Raw genomic sequence first — 16,344 nt, 5'->3', positions numbered from 1 at the left:
GGCCGACGCGTGGATCGGCCCGGGCGGGATGGCGCCCTCGGCTCAGCCGAACATCTCGTCGAGGAAGCCCTTGCGCTTCTTCTGCCGGTAGTGGCCGTGGTACCCGTGGTGCTGCTGGCCGCCGTAGGCCGGAGCCGGCGGGTAGCCGTGGGCGGGCGGGGGCGGCGGCGGGGGGACCGCGCCGTAGCCGGGCTGGTGCTGCGCCGGGGCGTGCGGCGGCGGGTAGCCGCCCGGCTGGTGAGCGGGCTGCGGCGGCGGGCCGCCGGCCTGCTGGCGGCTCCAGTTGGCCTCCGCCTCGAACAGCTTCTCCAGTTCGCCGCGGTCGAGGAAGATGCCTCGGCACTCCCCGCACTGGTCGATGACGACGCCGCTGCGCTCGTACTGACGCATTTCTCCGTGACACTTGGGACAGGTGAGACTCATCATCCGAAGGTACCCGGTCGTGTCACGCGGTCGCCGTAAGCGCTTCGATCACCTCCTCGTCGGGGACCTCGTGGAAGTCCTCGTAGTAGAGGCTCACCGCGCCGAAATCCTCCGGACGCTGGGCGCAGACCACCTGGTCGGCCTCGGCGGCCAGCAGCTCGTACGCCTCCTGCGCGCCGACCGGCACCGCGACCACCACCCGGCGTGCACCGAGTCGGCGGGCGACCTCGACGGAGGCGCGCGCGGTCGCGCCGGTGGCCAGGCCGTCGTCGACGATCACCGCGATGCGTCCGGTGAGGTCCAGCGGTGGACGCCCGCCCCGGTAGAGCCGCTCCCGCCGCTCCAGCTCGGCCTGTTCCCGGTGGTTGACCTCGGCGATGTCGTCGCTGCTGAGTCGGCTGGCCACCGCCTCGTTGAGCACCTGCACACCGCCCGGGCCGAGCGCGCCGAAGGCGACCTCACGGGCCCAGGGCATGCCGAGCTTGCGGACCACCAGCACGTCCAGTGGCGCGCCGAGTCGTTCGGCGACGACCCGGGCCACCGGCACGCCGCCGCGGACCAGGCCGAGAACGACGACGTCCGGCTCGCCGATGAGTGCGGTGAGCCGGTCGGCGAGCACCTGGCCCGCCTCGGCGCGGTCGCGGTACGTGGTCATGCCTTCAGGTCTACGCCCTGTGGGGTCGCTCCGCCCGCCAGTTACACCGAAGTGGCCCGACCGGACAGTTGGTCGGGCACCGGGATGGTCGGCGCGTCGACGGTGCGGTGCAGGGCGGGCGCCCAGGTGAGCAGGGCCAGCGGGTACAGCAGGTAGCCGAACCGGGTCGAGGGCATCAGGGCGATCGCGGCGAGCAGCCCGTACCCGCAGATGAGCGCGGTGGCGACGGCGGTGCGGGGCGGGCGGCGATAGAGCCGGACGGCGATGGCCAGGCCTGCCGCGACCAGGAGCGCGGCGGCGATCAGCCGGCCGGCGGGCAGCGTGGTGGCGATCAGATAGCCGGGGAACGGGGACTGTGCGGGGCTGGTGACCAGGCCGTGGCCGAGCGGGAAGCGCAGCACGTTCTCGGACAGCGCGCCGCGGTCGACCAGCAGGGCGGGGAGCAGCGCCGCCACCGGCAGTCCGATCGCGCCGGCGGCGACCCGGGTGCCGGCCCGCCGGGTGAGCCCCCAGACGATCAGGACCAGGGCGATGGGCCAGGCGAACAGCTTCAGCGCGCCGGCCAGCCCGACCGCGAGGCCGGCGCGGCCGGGCCGGTCGGCGGCGGCGAGCGCGAGGGCCAGCAGGCAGAGCGCGAGTACGGGCAGGTCGTCGCCGCCGGTGGCGAGGGTGAGCGCGCAGATGGGCAGGACGGTGGCGGCCTGCACGCCCCGCAGCAGGGCGGCATCGCGGCGGTGATCCGCACCGGCGGGTGCGGGTAGGCGGGCGGCGCGCAGGGTGGCCACGGCCAGGGCGAGAGCCAGGGCGGTACCTACCGCGAACCAGACCCGCGCGTCGGTCCACCAGGTGTCGGTCAGGGCTCTGGGCAGGCCGAACATCGCCATGCCCGGCTGGTACGGGGTGTAGCCGAGCAGTTGCTCGGCGGGCGGCAGGGCGGCGATGGCGTCGCGTCCGAGGTACGGCGTGCCGTGCTCCAGCAGGCGGGCGCCGGCCTGCTCCACGACCAGCACCTCCTCCTGGGCACGGTCGGTGCGTCCGGTGGCCCGCTCGACGCTCTGCCAGAGCACGGGCAGCAGGGCGGTGCTGGCCCAGGTGAACCCGGTGAGCGCCCACCGGGCCGGCAGGCCGATCAGTCGGGACGCCGGGCGGTGTCGGCGGAGCAGGAGTTGGACCACCACCGCCAGTGCCGCGAGCAGGTAGCCGACGGCGGCGACCGCGCCCCAGGCCCGGTGCGGCAGCAGCGTCGAGGTGACCGCGGTGATCGTGGCGAAGACGGCCGAGACGGCGTAGAGGCCGAGGTCGAGGGTGAGGCCCCCGGCGGCGGTGTCGAGCGTCTGCCAGCGACGCCGGAGGTCGTTCGGGTGGTCGGCGGTCACGCGCGCCAGTCTGGCAGACCGCCCTGTGCGGCTCGGCGTTCCTCCCGTCAGGCGGGGAGGTGGGGAAGACGGTCGGGGCGGGATCGGCCGCCCTGGCGGCGGTTCTGGGTCAACCGGATCACGGCGCCGGCGTCGTGCAGGGGCGGCGCCAGGGCGCCGGGTCGGCCGCCCGAACCGCGCTGCAGTGCGGCGAGCAGCGTGCCGGCCGGCATCGGTCGGGCGAACAGGTGCCCCTGCCCGGCGGTGCAACCCAGCTCCCAGAGGGCCCGTCGCTGCGGCTCGCTCTCCACCCCCTCGGCAACCACGTCCAGGTCGAGGCTGCGGCCCAGGTCGAGGGTGGAGCGGATGACGGCGGCGGCCTCGGCGGAACTCTCCATCGTCGTCACGAAGCTGCGATCGATCTTCAGCTCGTGCACCGGGATCCGGGAGAGCAGGGAGAGGGAGGAGTAGCCGGTGCCGAAGTCGTCGAGCGCCAACCGGACGCCCTCGTCGCGCAGCCGGCTCAGCACCCGGTCCACCACGTCGAGTTGGCTGAGGGTCAGCGTCTCGGTCAGCTCCAGCACCAGTCGGTCCGGTGGCAGGTCGTGGGCGCGCAGGCGGGCCAGCACTGAGCCGGGGAAGCGCGCGTCGAGCAGGCTGCGCGGGGAGACGTTGACCGCGACCGGCACGTCGAAGCCGGCGTCGCGCCAGCCGGCCGCCGCGATCAACGCCTGGTCGAGGATCGCCTCGGCGAAGGCCGGTAGCAGCCCGGAGCGTTCCACCGCCTCCAGGAACCGCAGCGGATCGATCATGCCGTGGGTGGGGTGGTGCCAGCGGGCCAGCGCCTCCGCGCTGGTCACCTCGCCGGTGCCCAGGTCGACGATCGGTTGGAAGTTGACGACGAACTCGTGGTCGGCGACCGCGCGTGGCAGCTCTCCTCCGAGGGTGAGCCGGCCGAGGTCGGCGGTGTCGCGGGTCGGGGCGTACGTGGAGATCCGCTGACCGGCCCGCTTCGCCTGGTACATCGCCACGTCGGCGCGCCGCAGCAGTTCTGCCATGCCGCCGCTGGCGGGGGCGACGGAGATCCCGCCGCTGGCCTCGACGCTGATCCGCATGCCGTCCAGCTCGAACGGCTCGTGCAGCGCGGCGAGCAGCGTCTCCGCGCGGTGCGCGGCGACCGCCGGGGCGGGCAGGCCGCGCAGGAGTACGGCGAACTCGTCGCCGCCGAGGCGGGCGACCAGGTCATCGCCCTGCGCGGCGCTGCGCAGCCGCTCGGCGACCTGCACCAGCACCTGGTCACCGGCGGCGTGGCCGAGGGTGTCGTTGACCTCTTTGAAGTGGTTGAGGTCGATCAGCACCAACGCGGTCACCCCGTCGGCGTGGCGGGCGCTCAACTGTTCGGTGCCCTGATCCAGCAGGTGCCGTCGGTTGGCCAGGCCGGTCAGCGCGTCGTGCGTGGCGGCGTACGCGTGCTCGTCGGCCACCCGGGCCAGTTCGGCGTACGCCTGGGCGTTGCGGACCGCCGTGCAGAGTGCGGAGGCGAAGGTGCGCAGCGTGTACTGCTCACGTTCGGAGAGCTGCACCGGGCCGCGGAAGCGCAGCCGCAGCGCGCCGATGTCGACCGAGCGGTCGTGGCCCTCCAGTGGCGCGCGGACGATGGTGCCGTCCACGTCGGTGGGCGTGCCGGTCGGGCCGTCGAAGGTGATGCCGCCGGTGCCGCCGCGTACGGTGCGGCCGCCGTCGCGCAGCTCGATCTCGACCTCGTCGGCGGAGAACAGCTCGGCGGCCTGGGTGACGGCGGTGGTGAGGACGTTGTCCAGGTCGACGACGTTGAGCGCGTCGGTGGTGCGGGCGAGCCGCTGCCACGCCTGCTGCTCGGTTCGCCCCCGGATGCGCGCCGAGTAGGCCAGGTGCAGGCTCAACATGAGCGGCGGGACGGCGAGCAGCAGTCTCGGGTCGGCTCGGAGGATGAGCAGCGTGCAGAGGGCCACGACGAAGCGCACGCCGAAGCCGGCGAGCCGGAGGTCAAGGTTGTTCAGGAACTGTCGGGAGATGCGGGTGCCGCTCGCGAGCGCGATCACCGGGATTGCCAGCAGGTCGTCGAGGAGTGCCGCGACCAGGTAGATCGCGGCCAGCAGGGTGACGAGCTCCGCCAGACCCGCCGGTGGCCACTGCCAGTGGACCGCCAGCGCGATGGCGCTCGCCCCACCGGCGACCAGGATGTTCTTGCTGATACCGAACGCCGTCTTGATGGCCGGAAGCTTCATGACGGCCGACGCGATGCCGACACCCGTGCCCGTCGCCAGCACCACCCAGGAGGGTGGGGCCACCGCGAGCCCGATCACGATCGCCGCCTCGATCCAGGTGATGGCGTGCGTGGTCGAGCGGATGCGGATCGGCGACTTGACGATCGTGCCGAGGGCTGTCATGAATGTCAGCGCGACGAAGGTCGCCCCGTCGCCCACGGAGTCGGGCGGGCGGGCCAGCACGTCGGCGGCGGCGAAGAGTGTCGGGCCGATGGCCAGTACGACGACGAGACCGACGAGCAGCAGCAGTTGCCGCTGCGTCCTGGTGGTGTTCGCTGGAGTGACCCGACTCATGAAGCTCCTGTCGTCGCCGACAGTTACATGTTGACGACGGGAGCTTACCGCTGAGTGTCACTCTGATGTCAGTGCCAGTCGCTGCCGCGCATTGCACGCTCCCTCCACTCATCCCGACCCGGGTTCGGTATCCCCGGTGGTCTTCGTGACGAGAGCCTAAAGCGAAGTCGGTGCAGTTAGCAGTAATAAATGTCGGTATGCGCAACATTAGCCAAGCTGGAGGGTTTTGTGACGTTGTGTCCATGACCCCTGAGCGGAGCGCGGTCGAACTGTTCTGACTGCAGCTCGCATGTTGCCAACCGCCGTCGGAAGGTGTGCGCGGGGGTTGCCCCGACGGTTCCTCATCAGTCTGACGAGCAGGCTCCCCGGCCTCATCCGGAGTTCGGGCTCAGGGTGGATCCGGTCGGGTGAATCTGTGCTCCATGCCTGATTGCCGCCGGTGTCGCAGCTGCGTGAACGGGGCCGGCTCAAATTCTGCACGTCGTCTAATTCTCCCGGAGTGGGCGTCCGAACACCATGGACCCGGATACTCGGTGCCGCAAGGTGCGGCTTGCCGAACTCAAGTTGCAGCCCGAAACGCCGAAGCAACAGAGGGTGCTCGAGGCCCGCCGCGTTTTGCCGCCCGACGTACGCGGCGGCCATTCTCCGACAGATGTTCGAATAGAGATTGCGGCAGCGTGCTGAATCGGCCACGGAATGTTTGCCCTCCCCCGCTCTCTCGCCCGCAGAAGTCCTGCATGACGAGGCTTCGAAGATCCACCGACCCGGCCTTTTGCGTGTGGCGGAGCGCGGCATTCCATATACGTCACGCATCAACTCGCTGCGTCGGCCTTCGCCCGATCCCCAACCGGCCGTACGCACCGATAGGCTCACCGCCGTGACCGAACCCGCGCAGCTCAGCCACGTCGACCGTGCCGGCGCGGCCCGCATGGTCGACGTGTCCGCCAAGCCGGTGACCGGCCGGCTGGCCGTCGCCGCGGGCCGGCTGCGGACCACACCCGAGGTCGTCGACCTGCTGCACCGCGACGGCCTGCCCAAGGGTGACGCGCTGGCGGTCGGTCGGCTGGCCGGAATCATGGGTGCCAAGCGCACCCCGGATCTGATCCCGCTCTGTCACCCGATCGCGCTGCACGGCGTCACCGTCGACCTGCGGCTCACCGTTGACAGCGTGGAGATCACCGCCACCGCCCGCACCGCGGACCGGACGGGCGTCGAGATGGAGGCACTCACCGCGGTCGCGGTCGCCGGTCTCGCCCTGGTCGACATGGTCAAGGCGGTCGACCCCGCGGCCTCCGTGGAGGCGGTCCGGGTCCTGCGCAAGGAGGGCGGCAAGACCGGCGAGTGGGTCCGACCGGAGGACCGGCCGTGATCCGGGCCCGGGTGATCGTCGCGTCCAACCGGGCCGCGGCCGGCGTCTACGCCGACACCAGCGGCCCGCTGCTCGCCGCCGGCCTGCTCGAGCTGGGCTGCCAGGTCGACGAGCCGGTGGTGGTGCCCGACGGCGAGCCGGTCGGCGCGGCCCTGCGCCGGGCCCTCGCCGACGGCGTCGACGTGGTGCTGACCAGCGGTGGCACCGGGATCACCCCGTCGGACCGGACGCCGGACGTGACCCGGGCTCTGCTGGATTACGAGATCCCCGGCATCGCCGAGGCGATCCGCGCGCACAGTCGCGACCGGGTGCCCACGTCGGTGCTGTCCCGAGGGCTGGCCGGGGTGGCCGGCCGGATGCTGGTGGTCAACCTTCCCGGCTCGACCGGCGGCGCCCGGGACGGGCTGGCCGTGCTCGGGCCGATCCTCGGGCACACCGTCGACCAACTTCGCGGCGGGGACCACTGACCGGTCCGCGCCCAGGCCCGGCGGGTGTCGGTCCGTCCCGATAGGCTCGGCGGGTGAGCACGGAAACCGCGCCAGCCGCCGACCCGGTCGCCGCGCCCCCACCCGCCGGGTGGGAGGAGGCACGCTCCCGGGTGTACGCGGTGGGCCTGGCCGCCGCGCTTCCCACCGTCGCCCGGCCGCTGGTCGACACCGACGGGCTGACCCTGGCCGAGCCGTTGACCCCCCGCACCGATCTGCCCGCCTTCCCCACCTCCAGCGTGGACGGCTGGGCGGTGCGCGGTGCTGGTCCGTGGCGCATCGTGGGCCGGGTGCTGGCCGGCAACACCCCCGTGCCGCTCACCGAGGACGACACGACCGTCGAGATCGCGACCGGTGCCATGGTGCCCGAAGGCGCGACCGCCGTGCTGCGTGTCGAGGAGTCCAGCACCACCGACGGCCTGGTCAGCGGCACTCCCCGCGAAACGCCGGAGTGGCGGCAACCGGGCGAGGAGGCGTACGCCGACGAGGAGCTTCTGCCGGTCGGCACGCCGGTCGACCCGGCGGTGATCGGCCTGGCGGCCTCCTGCGGCCACGACACGCTGCGGGTCCGGCGCGCGCCGCGTGCCGCGCTTCTGGTCTTCGGCGACGAGCTGCTCACCGCGGGCCCACCCGCGGCCGGCCGGGTCCGGGACGCGCTGGGGCCGGCGGTGCCCGCGTGGCTGCGGCGTTACGGCTGCCAGGTCCGTCCGTCCGACGTGGTCGGCCCCGTGGCCGACACGCTGTCCGCACACGTGGCGGCCCTGCGCGCGGCGCTGGTGAACGCCGACCTGGTCTGCACCACGGGCGGCACGATGCACGGCCCGGTCGACCACCTGCATCCGGCCCTGGAGGCGCTCGGCGCCGACTACGTCGTCAACACCGTGGCGGTCCGGCCCGGCTTCCCGATGCTGCTGGCCCGGCTGGCCGGTGACGACGGGCGGGTCCGGTTCGTCGCCGGGCTGCCGGGCAACCCGCAGTCCGCCATCGTCGCGCTGGTGTCGCTGGTCGCCCCGCTGCTCGCCGGCCTCCAGGGCCGTCCGCTGCCGGTGCTGCCGCAGGCCACGTTGGCCGAGGCGGTGCCCGGTCGTGGCGACCACACCCACCTGGCGCTGGTCCGACTGGACCGGGCCGCCGGCACCGCGTCCCCCGTGCGGCACGTCGGCTCGGCGATGCTGCGTGGCCTGGCCGGTGCGGACGGGTTCGCGGTCATCCGGCCCGGCACCAACGGCGCCTCGGGCGACCGGGTGCCGGTCGTGCCCCTGCCGCTGCTGCCCGGGGAGCGGGCGTCGTGACGGCGCCGGCGCTCACCTTCGGTGAGGTCACCGACCAGCCGCTCGACCTGGCCGCGCACGAGGCGGCGGTCGCCGACCGGCGCGCAGGCGCCGTGGTCTCCTTCCAGGGCGTGGTCCGCGACCACGACCACGGGCGCCCGGTGGTGAGCCTGGAGTACGAGGGGCACCCGAGCGCCGAGCAGGTGCTACGCGAGGTGGCCGCCGAGATCGCGGCCGACCCCGACGTCTACGCGGTGGCCGTCTCGCACCGGGTCGGCCCGCTGGCGATCGGTGACGTGGCGCTGGTCGCCGCGGTGAGCACCGCGCACCGCGCGGCGGCCTTCGCGGCGTGCGCCCGCCTGGTGGACGAGGTCAAGGCGCGGCTGCCGATCTGGAAGCGGCAGGTCTTCGGCGACGGCACCGAGGAATGGGTGAACTGCCCCTGACCGCTCAGCGGCGGCCGTTGACCAGCACGGCCCGCGCGGTTCGCTCGCCGTAGAACGCCGGCTCGGCGCCCGGGCGCCAGGGCAGCGCGGCGACCAGCACGATCAGCGCGAGCGCGAGCGAGTTCTCCATCAACGCGCCGAAGAAACCGTCCTGGTAGTGCGACACCTCGGGCAGCTGGTGCTCGTACGGCCAGATCGGGGAGATCAGGAAGAGCAGGTAGAGCCCGACCGCGGCGACCCCGTGCCGGAGCCCGGTCAACGTCGGGTACCAGATCGGCGGGCGGAGCCCGTTGACCCCGGGCAGCCCGCCGAACGCCGGACCCTGCCCGGTGCGCTGCGTCAACCCCCGGCTCGCCTCCCGACGGCGCACCGCCGCGTCGGCCAGCACGATGATCGCCGGGATCACCCAGACCAGGTGGTGCGTCCAGGAGATCGGACTGATCACGTTGGCGGTCAGACCAACCAGCGTGAACGCGGTCAGTTCGTCACCGTCGGCGCGGGAGCTGGCCGCCCGGGACAGGCCCAACGCGAGGATCAGCACCGAGAACGAGAGCCAGAGCAACCCGGGGGTCTCGATCGAGTCGTACAGCCGGGCCAGCAGGCCGGCGAGCGACTGGTTGGGCGTCATGTCCGCCGCGCCCACCCGCTCGGTCTGCCAGAGCACGCTGCCGAAGTAGGCCCGCGACTCGTCGCCGACGATCGCGAAGCTGCCCACCGTCACGCCGATGGTGGTGCCGATCGCGGTCGCCGCCACCCGCCACTGGCGGGTGATCAGCAGGTAGGCGATGAACAGCGCCGGGGTGAGCTTGACGGCGGTGGCCAGGCCGATGCCCGCGCCGGCCCAGGCGCCGCCGTAGATGAAGCGCAGCAGGGGACCGTCGGTCGTCGCGTAGTGGGTGCCCCGGCGGGAACGCCACCGCAGCCCGATCAGATCGGCCATGATCAGTGCGAACAGCAGGATGTTGACCTGGCCGTAGCCGAGGGTCTCCCGGCCCGGCTCGATGGCCACCGCGAGCGGCACCGCCAAGGCCACGGTGAACCACAACGGCCAGCCCAGCCGGTCCACGATCGGGCGGAGCAGCCCGGCCAGCACCAGCGCCAGCGCGGCGATGCTGGCCAGGGCGTTGACCATCCCGGCCGCGCCGATCGGCAGCTGCGCCATCGGCAGCATGACCAGCCCGGCGAACGGCGGATAGGTGAAGCCGAGAGTGGTGCCGGGCGCGATGAACTCGTAGAGCTCGTGACCGCTCGCCCACCACACCACCGCGCCGTGGTAGATCTTCATGTCGAAGAAGTTGTACGGCCGCCCGAACGCACCGATGGCGAGCCATGCGGCATAGGCGACGGCGGCCACGATGGCACCCCGTACGACTTTCCTGCGATCGATCCCACGCGTCGCGCGTTGGAGCTGGGCGAGGCGGTCCGCCCGTCTACCGACAGTCGTCGGCATGGCGTGGCCACCCCCGTACCAAGATCGTCCTACCCGTCCAGGTCCTGCACGGAGCCTAGAACGGCGCCTCACGTCAGTGCCTCCCGCGTTATGCGACCGTGTCCGATCCCACACATGTTTTTGACATTTCCACCGCGTTAACGCCTACCGGGTGGTTCAGGTAATTCGTGGCCTTAGCGGGGGGTGGGGGTGAGGCAGGAACGGATCGACGCAGGTCAGCCCGGAAGTCGGCGCGCGGTCGCGGCGGACCGGACGGCGATCCGGGCCTCCCGTCGGGCCGTGCGGACGGCGCGTTGCATGGAACGTCGAGAGTGGCCGATGCGGTGACCCGTCCGCCACCGCAGACCCGGCTTGCCACCGGTGTCCGTCGCGGCGAGCAGCAGGCCGCCGAAGAGGCCGAGATTCTTCAGGACGTGAATCTGGTTGTTGTTCCGGGCCACCGGGTCGTCGTTGTTCCAGAAGGGATGCCCGGCGATGGTCACCGGCACCAGCGTGCCGGCGAGGACCAGCGCGGCGGGTCGGCTGAACCGCCCGGTGGCCAGCATCAGCCCGGCGCTGACCTGCACCGCGGCGTTGAGCCGGATCAGCGTCTTGGTGTCGGTGGGGAAGTTGGGGTGCGCCTTCTGCAGCATCGGCGCGACCTTGTCGGTCACCGGCTTGGCAGCCGCGGCCAGCCGGTCCGGGCTGCGGAAGTTGCGGTACCCGCTGACCACGAAGATGCCGCTCAGCATGGCGCGGGCGAGTGAGCGTACGGGCGTCATGGATCAGTCATACCCCGTCACGGCGTTTGCTACCCCGGCAACCGCCGGATCCGAATCGGTGGCCGTACACACGCGCCACGCCGATTCGAGCGACCATCGCTGATGGAACAGCCGTCCCGGGTAACGTCGCGCGGGTGACCACGCTGCGGCTACGACCCGAGGACCCGGCCGACACCGGCCCGGTACGGCGGGTGCTGGCTGCCGCGTTCGCCCGGCCCGACGTGGCGTCGCCGCCCGAGGTGAGCCTGGTCGACGAACTGCGCGACACCGACGCCTGGCTGCCGGAGCTGGCCATGGTCGCCGAGTACGGCGGCGAGGTGGTCGGGTACGCGCTGCTCACCCGGGTGCGGGTGCGACCGGAGCGGGGCGGCGACGCGCCCGCTCTGGCGTTCGGCCCGGTGGCGGTCGCTCCGCACCGCCAGCGGCTGGGTCACGGCACGGCCGTGGTGCAGGCCGCTCTGGACGCCGCCACCGAGCTGGGCGAGCGCCTGGTCGTGGTGCTGGGGGATCCGGCCTTCTACCGCCGGTTCGGCTTCGGCCCGGCCAGCGAGCTGGGCCTGACCAGCCCGTGGGCCGGTCTCGGTGAGCCCTGGCAGGCGCTGGTGCTGCCGCCGTCCACCAGCGAGGAAGGGCCGCCCCCCCGCGGCGAGGTGCTCTTTCCGGCGCCCTGGTCCCGGGTCTGACCGTGCCGGGTCGGCGGGTTGCCCGTCAGGCCGGCTGGGTGCGCAGGTACCGGCCGAAGTGCGGGACGGTGAAGGCCACCGTGCCTCGCTCGCCCGAGTAGATCAGCCCCTTCTTGATCAGCGCGTCCCGGGCCGGGGAGAGGCTGGCCGGCTTGCGGCCGAGGGCCCGGGCGATCTCCGCGGTGGGCACTGCGGCGTCCATGTCGTCCCGGACCACGCCGCCGGACTCGCCCTCCACCAGGGACAGCGTCGCCATCGCCCGCATGTACTCGCGCTCGGCCGGGGTGGCCCGCTCGAATCGGGAGCCGAAGAAGCCGACCGCCAGCTCGGCCTCCGCCTCGGGGGCGGCGACGCGGACGTCGGCGGCGGTGATCGGCGAGCGTGGGGCGTGGTCCCAGGTCGCCTTCCCGTACGCCTGAACGAAGTAGGGGTAGCCGCCCGACTTCTCGTAGAGCAGGTCGAGCGCCTTCTGTTCGTACTCCACCTCCTCGCGCTCGGCCGGGGCGCAGAGTGCCTGGTCGGCGGCGATCCGGTCGAGCCGGTCGATGCGCTGGTAGCGGAACAGCCGTTCGGAGTACGACTTCGCGGCGCTGAGCACGGCCGGCAGGTGCGGCAGGCCGGCGCCGACGACGATCAGCGGCGCGCCGAGCTGGGACAGCTCGTGGCAGGCGGCGCAGAGCGCCGACACGTCCTCCGGGACGAGGTCCTGCATCTCGTCGATGAAGACGGCGATGCCGGTGCCCACGTCGCTGGCGATGGCGGCGGCGTCGGTGAGCAGCTCGACCAGGTCGATCTCGATGTCGCCGGAGTCGGCCCGACCACTCGCCGCCGGCACGTCGATCCCCGGCTGCCACCGGTCGCGCAGCTTCGGGGCGGCCCCGCCCCGGCCGGTCGGGGCGGACCGCTGGGCGAAGGCCTTGAGGACCCCGAGGAAGGAGTCGATCCGGTCGGGCGCGCGGTGCCGGGGCGCCAGCTCGCGGACCGCCATGTGCAGCGCGGCGGCGACCGGGCGGCGCAGGGACTGATCCGGCCGTGCCTCGATCTTGCCGGTGCCCCAGAGCCGGTTGATCGCCTGCGACCGGAGGGTGTTGAGCAGGACGGTCTTGCCGACTCCGCGTAGCCCGGTGAGCATCAGGCTGCGTTCGGGTCGACCGCGGGCGATGCGCTCCAGCACGATGTCGAAGACGTCCAGCTCCCGCCCCCGCCCGGCGAGTTCGGGCGGGCGCTGACCGGCGCCCGGTGCGTACGGGTTGCGGACCGGATCCACGCATCGCACAGTATCGGGCCCTCTAGCTGAGGGGCTAGACATGGATAGATGGGGCTACGGCGTGTCGGAGCCGTCGACAATAAACTAGGGCTGTCTAGCGTCCACGCTAGACAGCCCTAGTTTTGGCTACCGGCTATCGCTTCTTCAGGCAGAGCACGTAGTCGCAGAGGTCGATCGAGTTGTCGTGCACGTAGTTCGCGGTGGCCTGCGGCGCGAGCGTCTCGCACCGGTCCCCGTCGCTCGTCGCCGGAATCCGCAGCAGCACCTGGTAGGTGTTCGGGCCGCACGGCACCTTGCGCAACTCCGCGTCGTCCTCGGTGCCGTCGTTGACCACGCAGTCACCCTTGGCGAACTCGTCCTCGCTCGGGCTCGGCGCGGCCGAGGGCGGCGCGTCGCTGGGCAGGACGGGCGGAACGGCCGGTGCGCTCACCGACGGCGCGGGGGCGGCGTTGTTCTCGGCGTCGGCGGCCTTCCAGACCGCCCAACCGGCCAGGCCCAGGCATGGGCAGAGCAGGAGCAGCACCACCAGCGCGATGATCAGGGCGATCTTCCCGCCGGACTTCTTCGCCGGCGGGGCGGGCGGAATCCCGTACCCGCCCGGCGCCGGCGGGCCCCACGGCGCGCCCGGCTGCCCGGGCGTCGGACCGGCCGGCGGGAACGGGCCGGGCGGCGGCGGGTAACCGGCCTCGGAGCCGGGCGGCGGCGGGTAGCCCGGGCCCGAGGTCGGCGGCGGGTAGCCCGGGCCCGAGGTCGGCGGAGGACCCCACACGGGTGCGGTGGGGGGCTCCGCGCCGGCCGGCGGTGGGCCCCACTGCTGCCGGGTCGGGTCATCGCCGGGTGGTGGCGGGGCGCCCCACTGCGGCAGGGTCGGGTCGACCGGTGGCGGGCCGTCGGGGCCGGTCGCCGGGCGCTGGTACGGGTCGTCCGGCTGCCCGGAGCCGGGTGGTCCGTAGGTCGTCATGTCATCCCCAGGGTGGGTGGTCTCAGCGCTGCTTGAGGCAGAGGACGAAGTCGAGGGTGTCCAGCTCGCTGTCGAAGAAGTACCAGTTGGTGTAGCCCTCGACCTTGGCGCACTTGGCCTCGGCGTCCCGCTCACCGCTGGTGGCACCGTCGATCCGACGCAGCACCTCGTACGACTTCGGGGCGCAGCCGCTGATCAGCAGCTTGGGTTTCGCGCCGGCCGCGCCGTCGTTGCGGACGCACTGGCCGACCTTGACGAACCGCGGGTCGGCCGACGACTCCGGTGCTGCGGCGCTCGGCGCCGGCGCGGCCGGGTCGGTCGCGTCCGCGCTGGGCTCATCGGCGACGGCCGAGCCGGTCGGCGCGGCCTTCGGGGTCGGGTCGTCCGACCCGCTGAGGAACCAGTACGCGCCGCCGCCCGCCACCACCAGCAGCAGCACGACGGCCAGCACCGCGACCAGCGGACCCCGACGGCGCCCGCTCGGGGGTGGCGCGGGATCCCCGCCGTACGGACCGTCGTCGGGCCGGTACGGCCCCCCGCCGCCGTACGCCGGGGTCGCTCCGGCCGGCCGGTACGGCCCGCCGTCGTAGGAGCCCTCCGACCCGCCGTAGCGCGTCTCCGGCCCGCCACCGTAGGAGCCGCCGTAGGGCGCGTCACCGTAGGGACCGGGTCGCCCCTGGGGTGCCGAGGGGTACGACTGGACCACCGGCGGGTAGGGCTCCGCCGAGGGCGGGTAGGGCTGCTGGGGCGGTCGTCCGGGCGTCTCGTCGGGTCGTTGCCCACGCCACGGTCCCGGGACGCCGCCACCCGGTGGTCCGTAGTTCGTCATGCCGCCCTCCTGCACAGGTGGTGAGGCCGGCCACCAAAGCGCGACGCCGACTCCGTGGTCACCGTAGCGTGGTCCACCGATGAGCTCACCTCCACGGACTGCCGCGGCCCTGGCCGGCCGAGGCGCAGCCGCCACGCCGACCCTGATCTGGACCGCGTTGATCGTGGTCTACCTGCTCTGGGGCTCCACCTATCTGGCCATCCGGATCGCCGTGGAGACGCTGCCTCCGTTGACGTCCGCCGCCCTGCGGTTCGCCGTCGCCGCCGTGGTGCTGGCGGTGGTGTTGCGCCTGCGCCGGGGGCCGGGCGCGTTGCGGGTGGACCGTCGACAGCTCGGCTCCGCCGCGCTGATCGGGGTGCTCCTGCTCGCTGGCGGCAACGGCCTGGTGGTGCTCGCCGAGTCCGGGCCGTCCGGAGTGGCGGTGCCGTCCGGGATCGCCGCGCTGCTGGTGGCGACCGTGCCGCTGCTCGTGGTGCTGCTGCGCTCCGCGAACGGGGACCGGCCGCCGGTCTGGACGTTCGCCGGAGTCACCCTCGGCTTCGTCGGCCTGGTCCTCCTGGTGCTGCCGGCCGGCGGTTCCGATGCCGTGCCGCTGGTCGGGGCGTTGACCGTGGTCGCGGGGGCCGTCTCCTGGTCGGTCGGATCGTTCCTGTCCGGGAGGATCCGGATGCCCGCCGACCCGTTCGTCGCCACGGTGTACGAGATGGTGGCCGGCGCACTGGTGCTGGCTGTCGTTGCCGCCGGGCGAGGCGAGCTACGCGACTTCCATCCGGCCGAGGTCAGCACCCGGTCCTGGCTGGCGTTGGGCTACCTCATGGTGGCCGGTTCGCTGGTGGCCTTCACCGCGTACGTGTGGCTGCTGCACAACGCGCCCATCTCGCTGGTCTCGACGTACGCCTACGTCAACCCGGCGGTGGCGGTGGCGCTCGGCGCGTTGCTGGTGGCCGAGCCGATCACCCCGCAGGTGCTGCTCGGCGGGGCGGTCATCGTCGCCGGGGTGGCCCTGGTGGTGAGCATGGAACGCCCCCGCCGGCCGGGCGCGGTATCGCGATCGGGGGCCGCGCGGGCCGGCGACCGGCGGTAACCTCCGGCGCATGTCGGCCGCCGCGCTGCTGCCGCTGGCGTTGCTCGGCGTGCTGGTCGGCCTCGCCGTCCCTCCGCTGGCCCGGCGGTTCACCACCCCGTCGGCGGCCTCCCCGCCGCCGTCCCGGCCCTGGTTTCTGCTCTGCTCGGCGGTGACGGGCGTGGTGTTCGCCGGCCTCGCCGTGGCGCTGGGTGACGACCCGGCGCTGCCGGTCTTCCTCGCGGTGGCGGCGGTGGGGGTGGTGCTCGCCGTGGTCGACCTGGCCTGCCTGCGGCTGCCCGACCCGCTGGTCCTGGCCACGGCACTGCTCGCCCTGGGTGGCCTTTCCGGCGCGGCGCTGCTGGCCGATGATCCCGGGCGGCTGCTTGGCGCGCTGACCGGCGCCGCGGTCGCCGGCACGGCGCACGTGCTGCTGGCGCTGCTGCCCGGCTCCCGGTTGGGTTTCGGGGACGTGAAGCTCGCCGCCGTCCTGGGCCTGCCGCTCGGCTGGCTCGGTCCGGACGCCCTGTTGACCGGGTTGCTCCTGCCGCACCTGCTGCACGGCGGCGTGGTGCTCGGCCTGCTCGCCGTGCGGCGGGTGCGCCGGGACACGCTGCTGCCACTCGGGCCGGCTCTGCTCGCGGGCACCTGGCTCGCCGTGCTCGTCGGCTGACCCGGCCCCGCCGCTGCCCTTGCCCTTGACCGGCCGCTGGTCCGCCGTGATCC

15 protein-coding genes and 1 pseudogene are annotated in these 16,344 nt (G+C 73.3%); 7 read left to right on the top strand and 9 right to left on the bottom strand.

Annotated features, from left to right (window positions below):
- Nucleotides 1-42 precede the first annotated feature (42 nt).
- The 4 genes from AB0K07_RS00765 to AB0K07_RS00750 are packed head-to-tail and all read right to left on the bottom strand — an operon-like array spanning nucleotide 43 to nucleotide 5,033.
- Complete coding sequence (locus tag AB0K07_RS00765) at nucleotides 43-426, bottom strand: zf-TFIIB domain-containing protein (RefSeq protein WP_363749911.1); 384 nt, start codon at nucleotides 424-426, stop codon at nucleotides 43-45.
- Between the two features lie 19 nt (nucleotides 427-445).
- Nucleotides 446-1,078 carry a phosphoribosyltransferase family protein gene (locus AB0K07_RS00760; protein ID WP_363749909.1) on the bottom strand — a complete coding sequence of 211 codons (633 nt, stop codon included), beginning with the start codon at nucleotides 1,076-1,078 and terminating at the stop codon, nucleotides 446-448.
- Nucleotides 1,079-1,119: 41 nt separating this feature from the next.
- Nucleotides 1,120-2,454 (bottom strand): glycosyltransferase 87 family protein, encoded by a 1,335-nt coding sequence (locus AB0K07_RS00755; protein ID WP_363749907.1) that lies wholly within the window; start codon nucleotides 2,452-2,454, stop codon nucleotides 1,120-1,122.
- A 47-nt stretch (nucleotides 2,455-2,501) separates the two neighbouring features.
- Nucleotides 2,502-5,033: a bifunctional diguanylate cyclase/phosphodiesterase gene (locus AB0K07_RS00750; protein WP_363749905.1), complete on the bottom strand. Its 2,532-nt coding sequence runs from the start codon at nucleotides 5,031-5,033 to the stop codon at nucleotides 2,502-2,504.
- An 877-nt stretch (nucleotides 5,034-5,910) separates the two neighbouring features.
- Between AB0K07_RS00750 and moaC the strand changes: the two genes are divergently transcribed.
- From moaC to AB0K07_RS00730, 4 genes are read left to right on the top strand one after another with little or no spacing between them, the layout of a single operon-like run.
- The gene (gene moaC, locus AB0K07_RS00745; protein ID WP_363749903.1) at nucleotides 5,911-6,402 is read left to right on the top strand and encodes a cyclic pyranopterin monophosphate synthase MoaC; all 492 of its coding nucleotides are present in this window, start codon (nucleotides 5,911-5,913) and stop codon (nucleotides 6,400-6,402) included.
- Nucleotides 6,399-6,869: a MogA/MoaB family molybdenum cofactor biosynthesis protein gene (locus AB0K07_RS00740; RefSeq protein ID WP_363749901.1), complete on the top strand. Its 471-nt coding sequence runs from the start codon at nucleotides 6,399-6,401 to the stop codon at nucleotides 6,867-6,869. Before moaC ends, AB0K07_RS00740 begins: the two co-directional genes overlap by 4 nt.
- A gap of 53 nt (nucleotides 6,870-6,922) precedes the next feature.
- A complete protein-coding gene (locus AB0K07_RS00735; protein ID WP_363749899.1) occupies nucleotides 6,923-8,179 on the top strand; it encodes a molybdopterin molybdotransferase MoeA in 1,257 nt (418 codons plus the stop codon).
- A complete protein-coding gene (locus AB0K07_RS00730; RefSeq protein WP_363749897.1) occupies nucleotides 8,176-8,604 on the top strand; it encodes a molybdenum cofactor biosynthesis protein MoaE in 429 nt (142 codons plus the stop codon). Before AB0K07_RS00735 ends, AB0K07_RS00730 begins: the two co-directional genes overlap by 4 nt.
- Nucleotides 8,605-8,608: 4 nt before the next feature.
- On the opposite strand, the gene AB0K07_RS00725 is transcribed toward AB0K07_RS00730, so the two are convergent.
- Complete coding sequence (locus AB0K07_RS00725; protein ID WP_363749895.1) at nucleotides 8,609-10,054, bottom strand: glycosyltransferase 87 family protein; 1,446 nt, start codon at nucleotides 10,052-10,054, stop codon at nucleotides 8,609-8,611.
- Between the two features lie 215 nt (nucleotides 10,055-10,269).
- On the bottom strand, nucleotides 10,270-10,815 hold the full coding sequence (locus AB0K07_RS00720; protein WP_363749894.1) for a DoxX family protein: 546 nt from the start codon (nucleotides 10,813-10,815) through the stop codon (nucleotides 10,270-10,272).
- A 134-nt stretch (nucleotides 10,816-10,949) separates the two neighbouring features.
- On the opposite strand from AB0K07_RS00720, the gene AB0K07_RS00715 reads away from it, so the two are divergent.
- Entirely contained in the window at nucleotides 10,950-11,498 is a 549-nt protein-coding gene (locus AB0K07_RS00715; protein WP_363749893.1) for an N-acetyltransferase, read from the top strand.
- Nucleotides 11,499-11,523: 25 nt separating this feature from the next.
- Here AB0K07_RS00715 and AB0K07_RS00710 read toward each other — a convergent pair whose 3' ends face one another.
- The 3 genes and pseudogenes from AB0K07_RS00710 to AB0K07_RS00700 all read right to left on the bottom strand — a co-directional run.
- Nucleotides 11,524-12,765 carry an ATP-binding protein gene (locus tag AB0K07_RS00710; RefSeq protein WP_363749892.1) on the bottom strand — a complete coding sequence of 414 codons (1,242 nt, stop codon included), beginning with the start codon at nucleotides 12,763-12,765 and terminating at the stop codon, nucleotides 11,524-11,526.
- A 133-nt stretch (nucleotides 12,766-12,898) separates the two neighbouring features.
- Nucleotides 12,899-13,306 carry a hypothetical protein gene (locus tag AB0K07_RS00705; RefSeq protein WP_363751354.1) on the bottom strand — a complete coding sequence of 136 codons (408 nt, stop codon included), beginning with the start codon at nucleotides 13,304-13,306 and terminating at the stop codon, nucleotides 12,899-12,901.
- A gap of 442 nt (nucleotides 13,307-13,748) precedes the next feature.
- Nucleotides 13,749-14,201 (bottom strand): annotated as a pseudogene (locus AB0K07_RS00700) (hypothetical protein); the annotation flags it as partial.
- 433 nt (nucleotides 14,202-14,634) lie between these two features.
- Between AB0K07_RS00700 and AB0K07_RS00695 the strand changes: the two are divergent.
- Nucleotides 14,635-15,639: an EamA family transporter gene (locus tag AB0K07_RS00695; RefSeq protein ID WP_363749891.1), complete on the top strand. Its 1,005-nt coding sequence runs from the start codon at nucleotides 14,635-14,637 to the stop codon at nucleotides 15,637-15,639.
- Between the two features lie 10 nt (nucleotides 15,640-15,649).
- Complete coding sequence (locus AB0K07_RS00690; RefSeq protein ID WP_363749890.1) at nucleotides 15,650-16,291, top strand: prepilin peptidase; 642 nt, start codon at nucleotides 15,650-15,652, stop codon at nucleotides 16,289-16,291.
- The last annotated feature ends 53 nt before the right edge of the window (nucleotides 16,292-16,344 follow it).

Origin of the sequence: Micromonospora sp. NPDC049301 (assembly GCF_040678715.1) — a bacterium.
Taxonomy (GTDB): domain Bacteria; phylum Actinomycetota; class Actinomycetes; order Mycobacteriales; family Micromonosporaceae; genus Micromonospora.
The sequence above is the reverse complement of the archived record's forward strand: the minus strand, read 5'-3'. Positions and strand labels throughout refer to the sequence as shown.

Bases quoted from the DNA above. Each gene is read 5' to 3' on its own strand.
- AB0K07_RS00720 (WP_363749894.1), bottom strand. From the start codon at position 10,815: ATGACGCCCGTACGCTCACTCGCCCGCGCCATGCTGAGCGGCATCTTC.
- AB0K07_RS00765 (WP_363749911.1), bottom strand. From the start codon at position 426: ATGATGAGTCTCACCTGTCCCAAGTGTCACGGAGAAATGCGTCAGTAC.
- AB0K07_RS00750 (WP_363749905.1), bottom strand. From the start codon at position 5,033: ATGAGTCGGGTCACTCCAGCGAACACCACCAGGACGCAGCGGCAACTG.
- AB0K07_RS00695 (WP_363749891.1), top strand. From the start codon at position 14,635: ATGAGCTCACCTCCACGGACTGCCGCGGCCCTGGCCGGCCGAGGCGCA.
- AB0K07_RS00760 (WP_363749909.1), bottom strand. From the start codon at position 1,078: ATGACCACGTACCGCGACCGCGCCGAGGCGGGCCAGGTGCTCGCCGAC.
- AB0K07_RS00690 (WP_363749890.1), top strand. From the start codon at position 15,650: ATGTCGGCCGCCGCGCTGCTGCCGCTGGCGTTGCTCGGCGTGCTGGTC.
- AB0K07_RS00725 (WP_363749895.1), bottom strand. From the start codon at position 10,054: ATGCCGACGACTGTCGGTAGACGGGCGGACCGCCTCGCCCAGCTCCAA.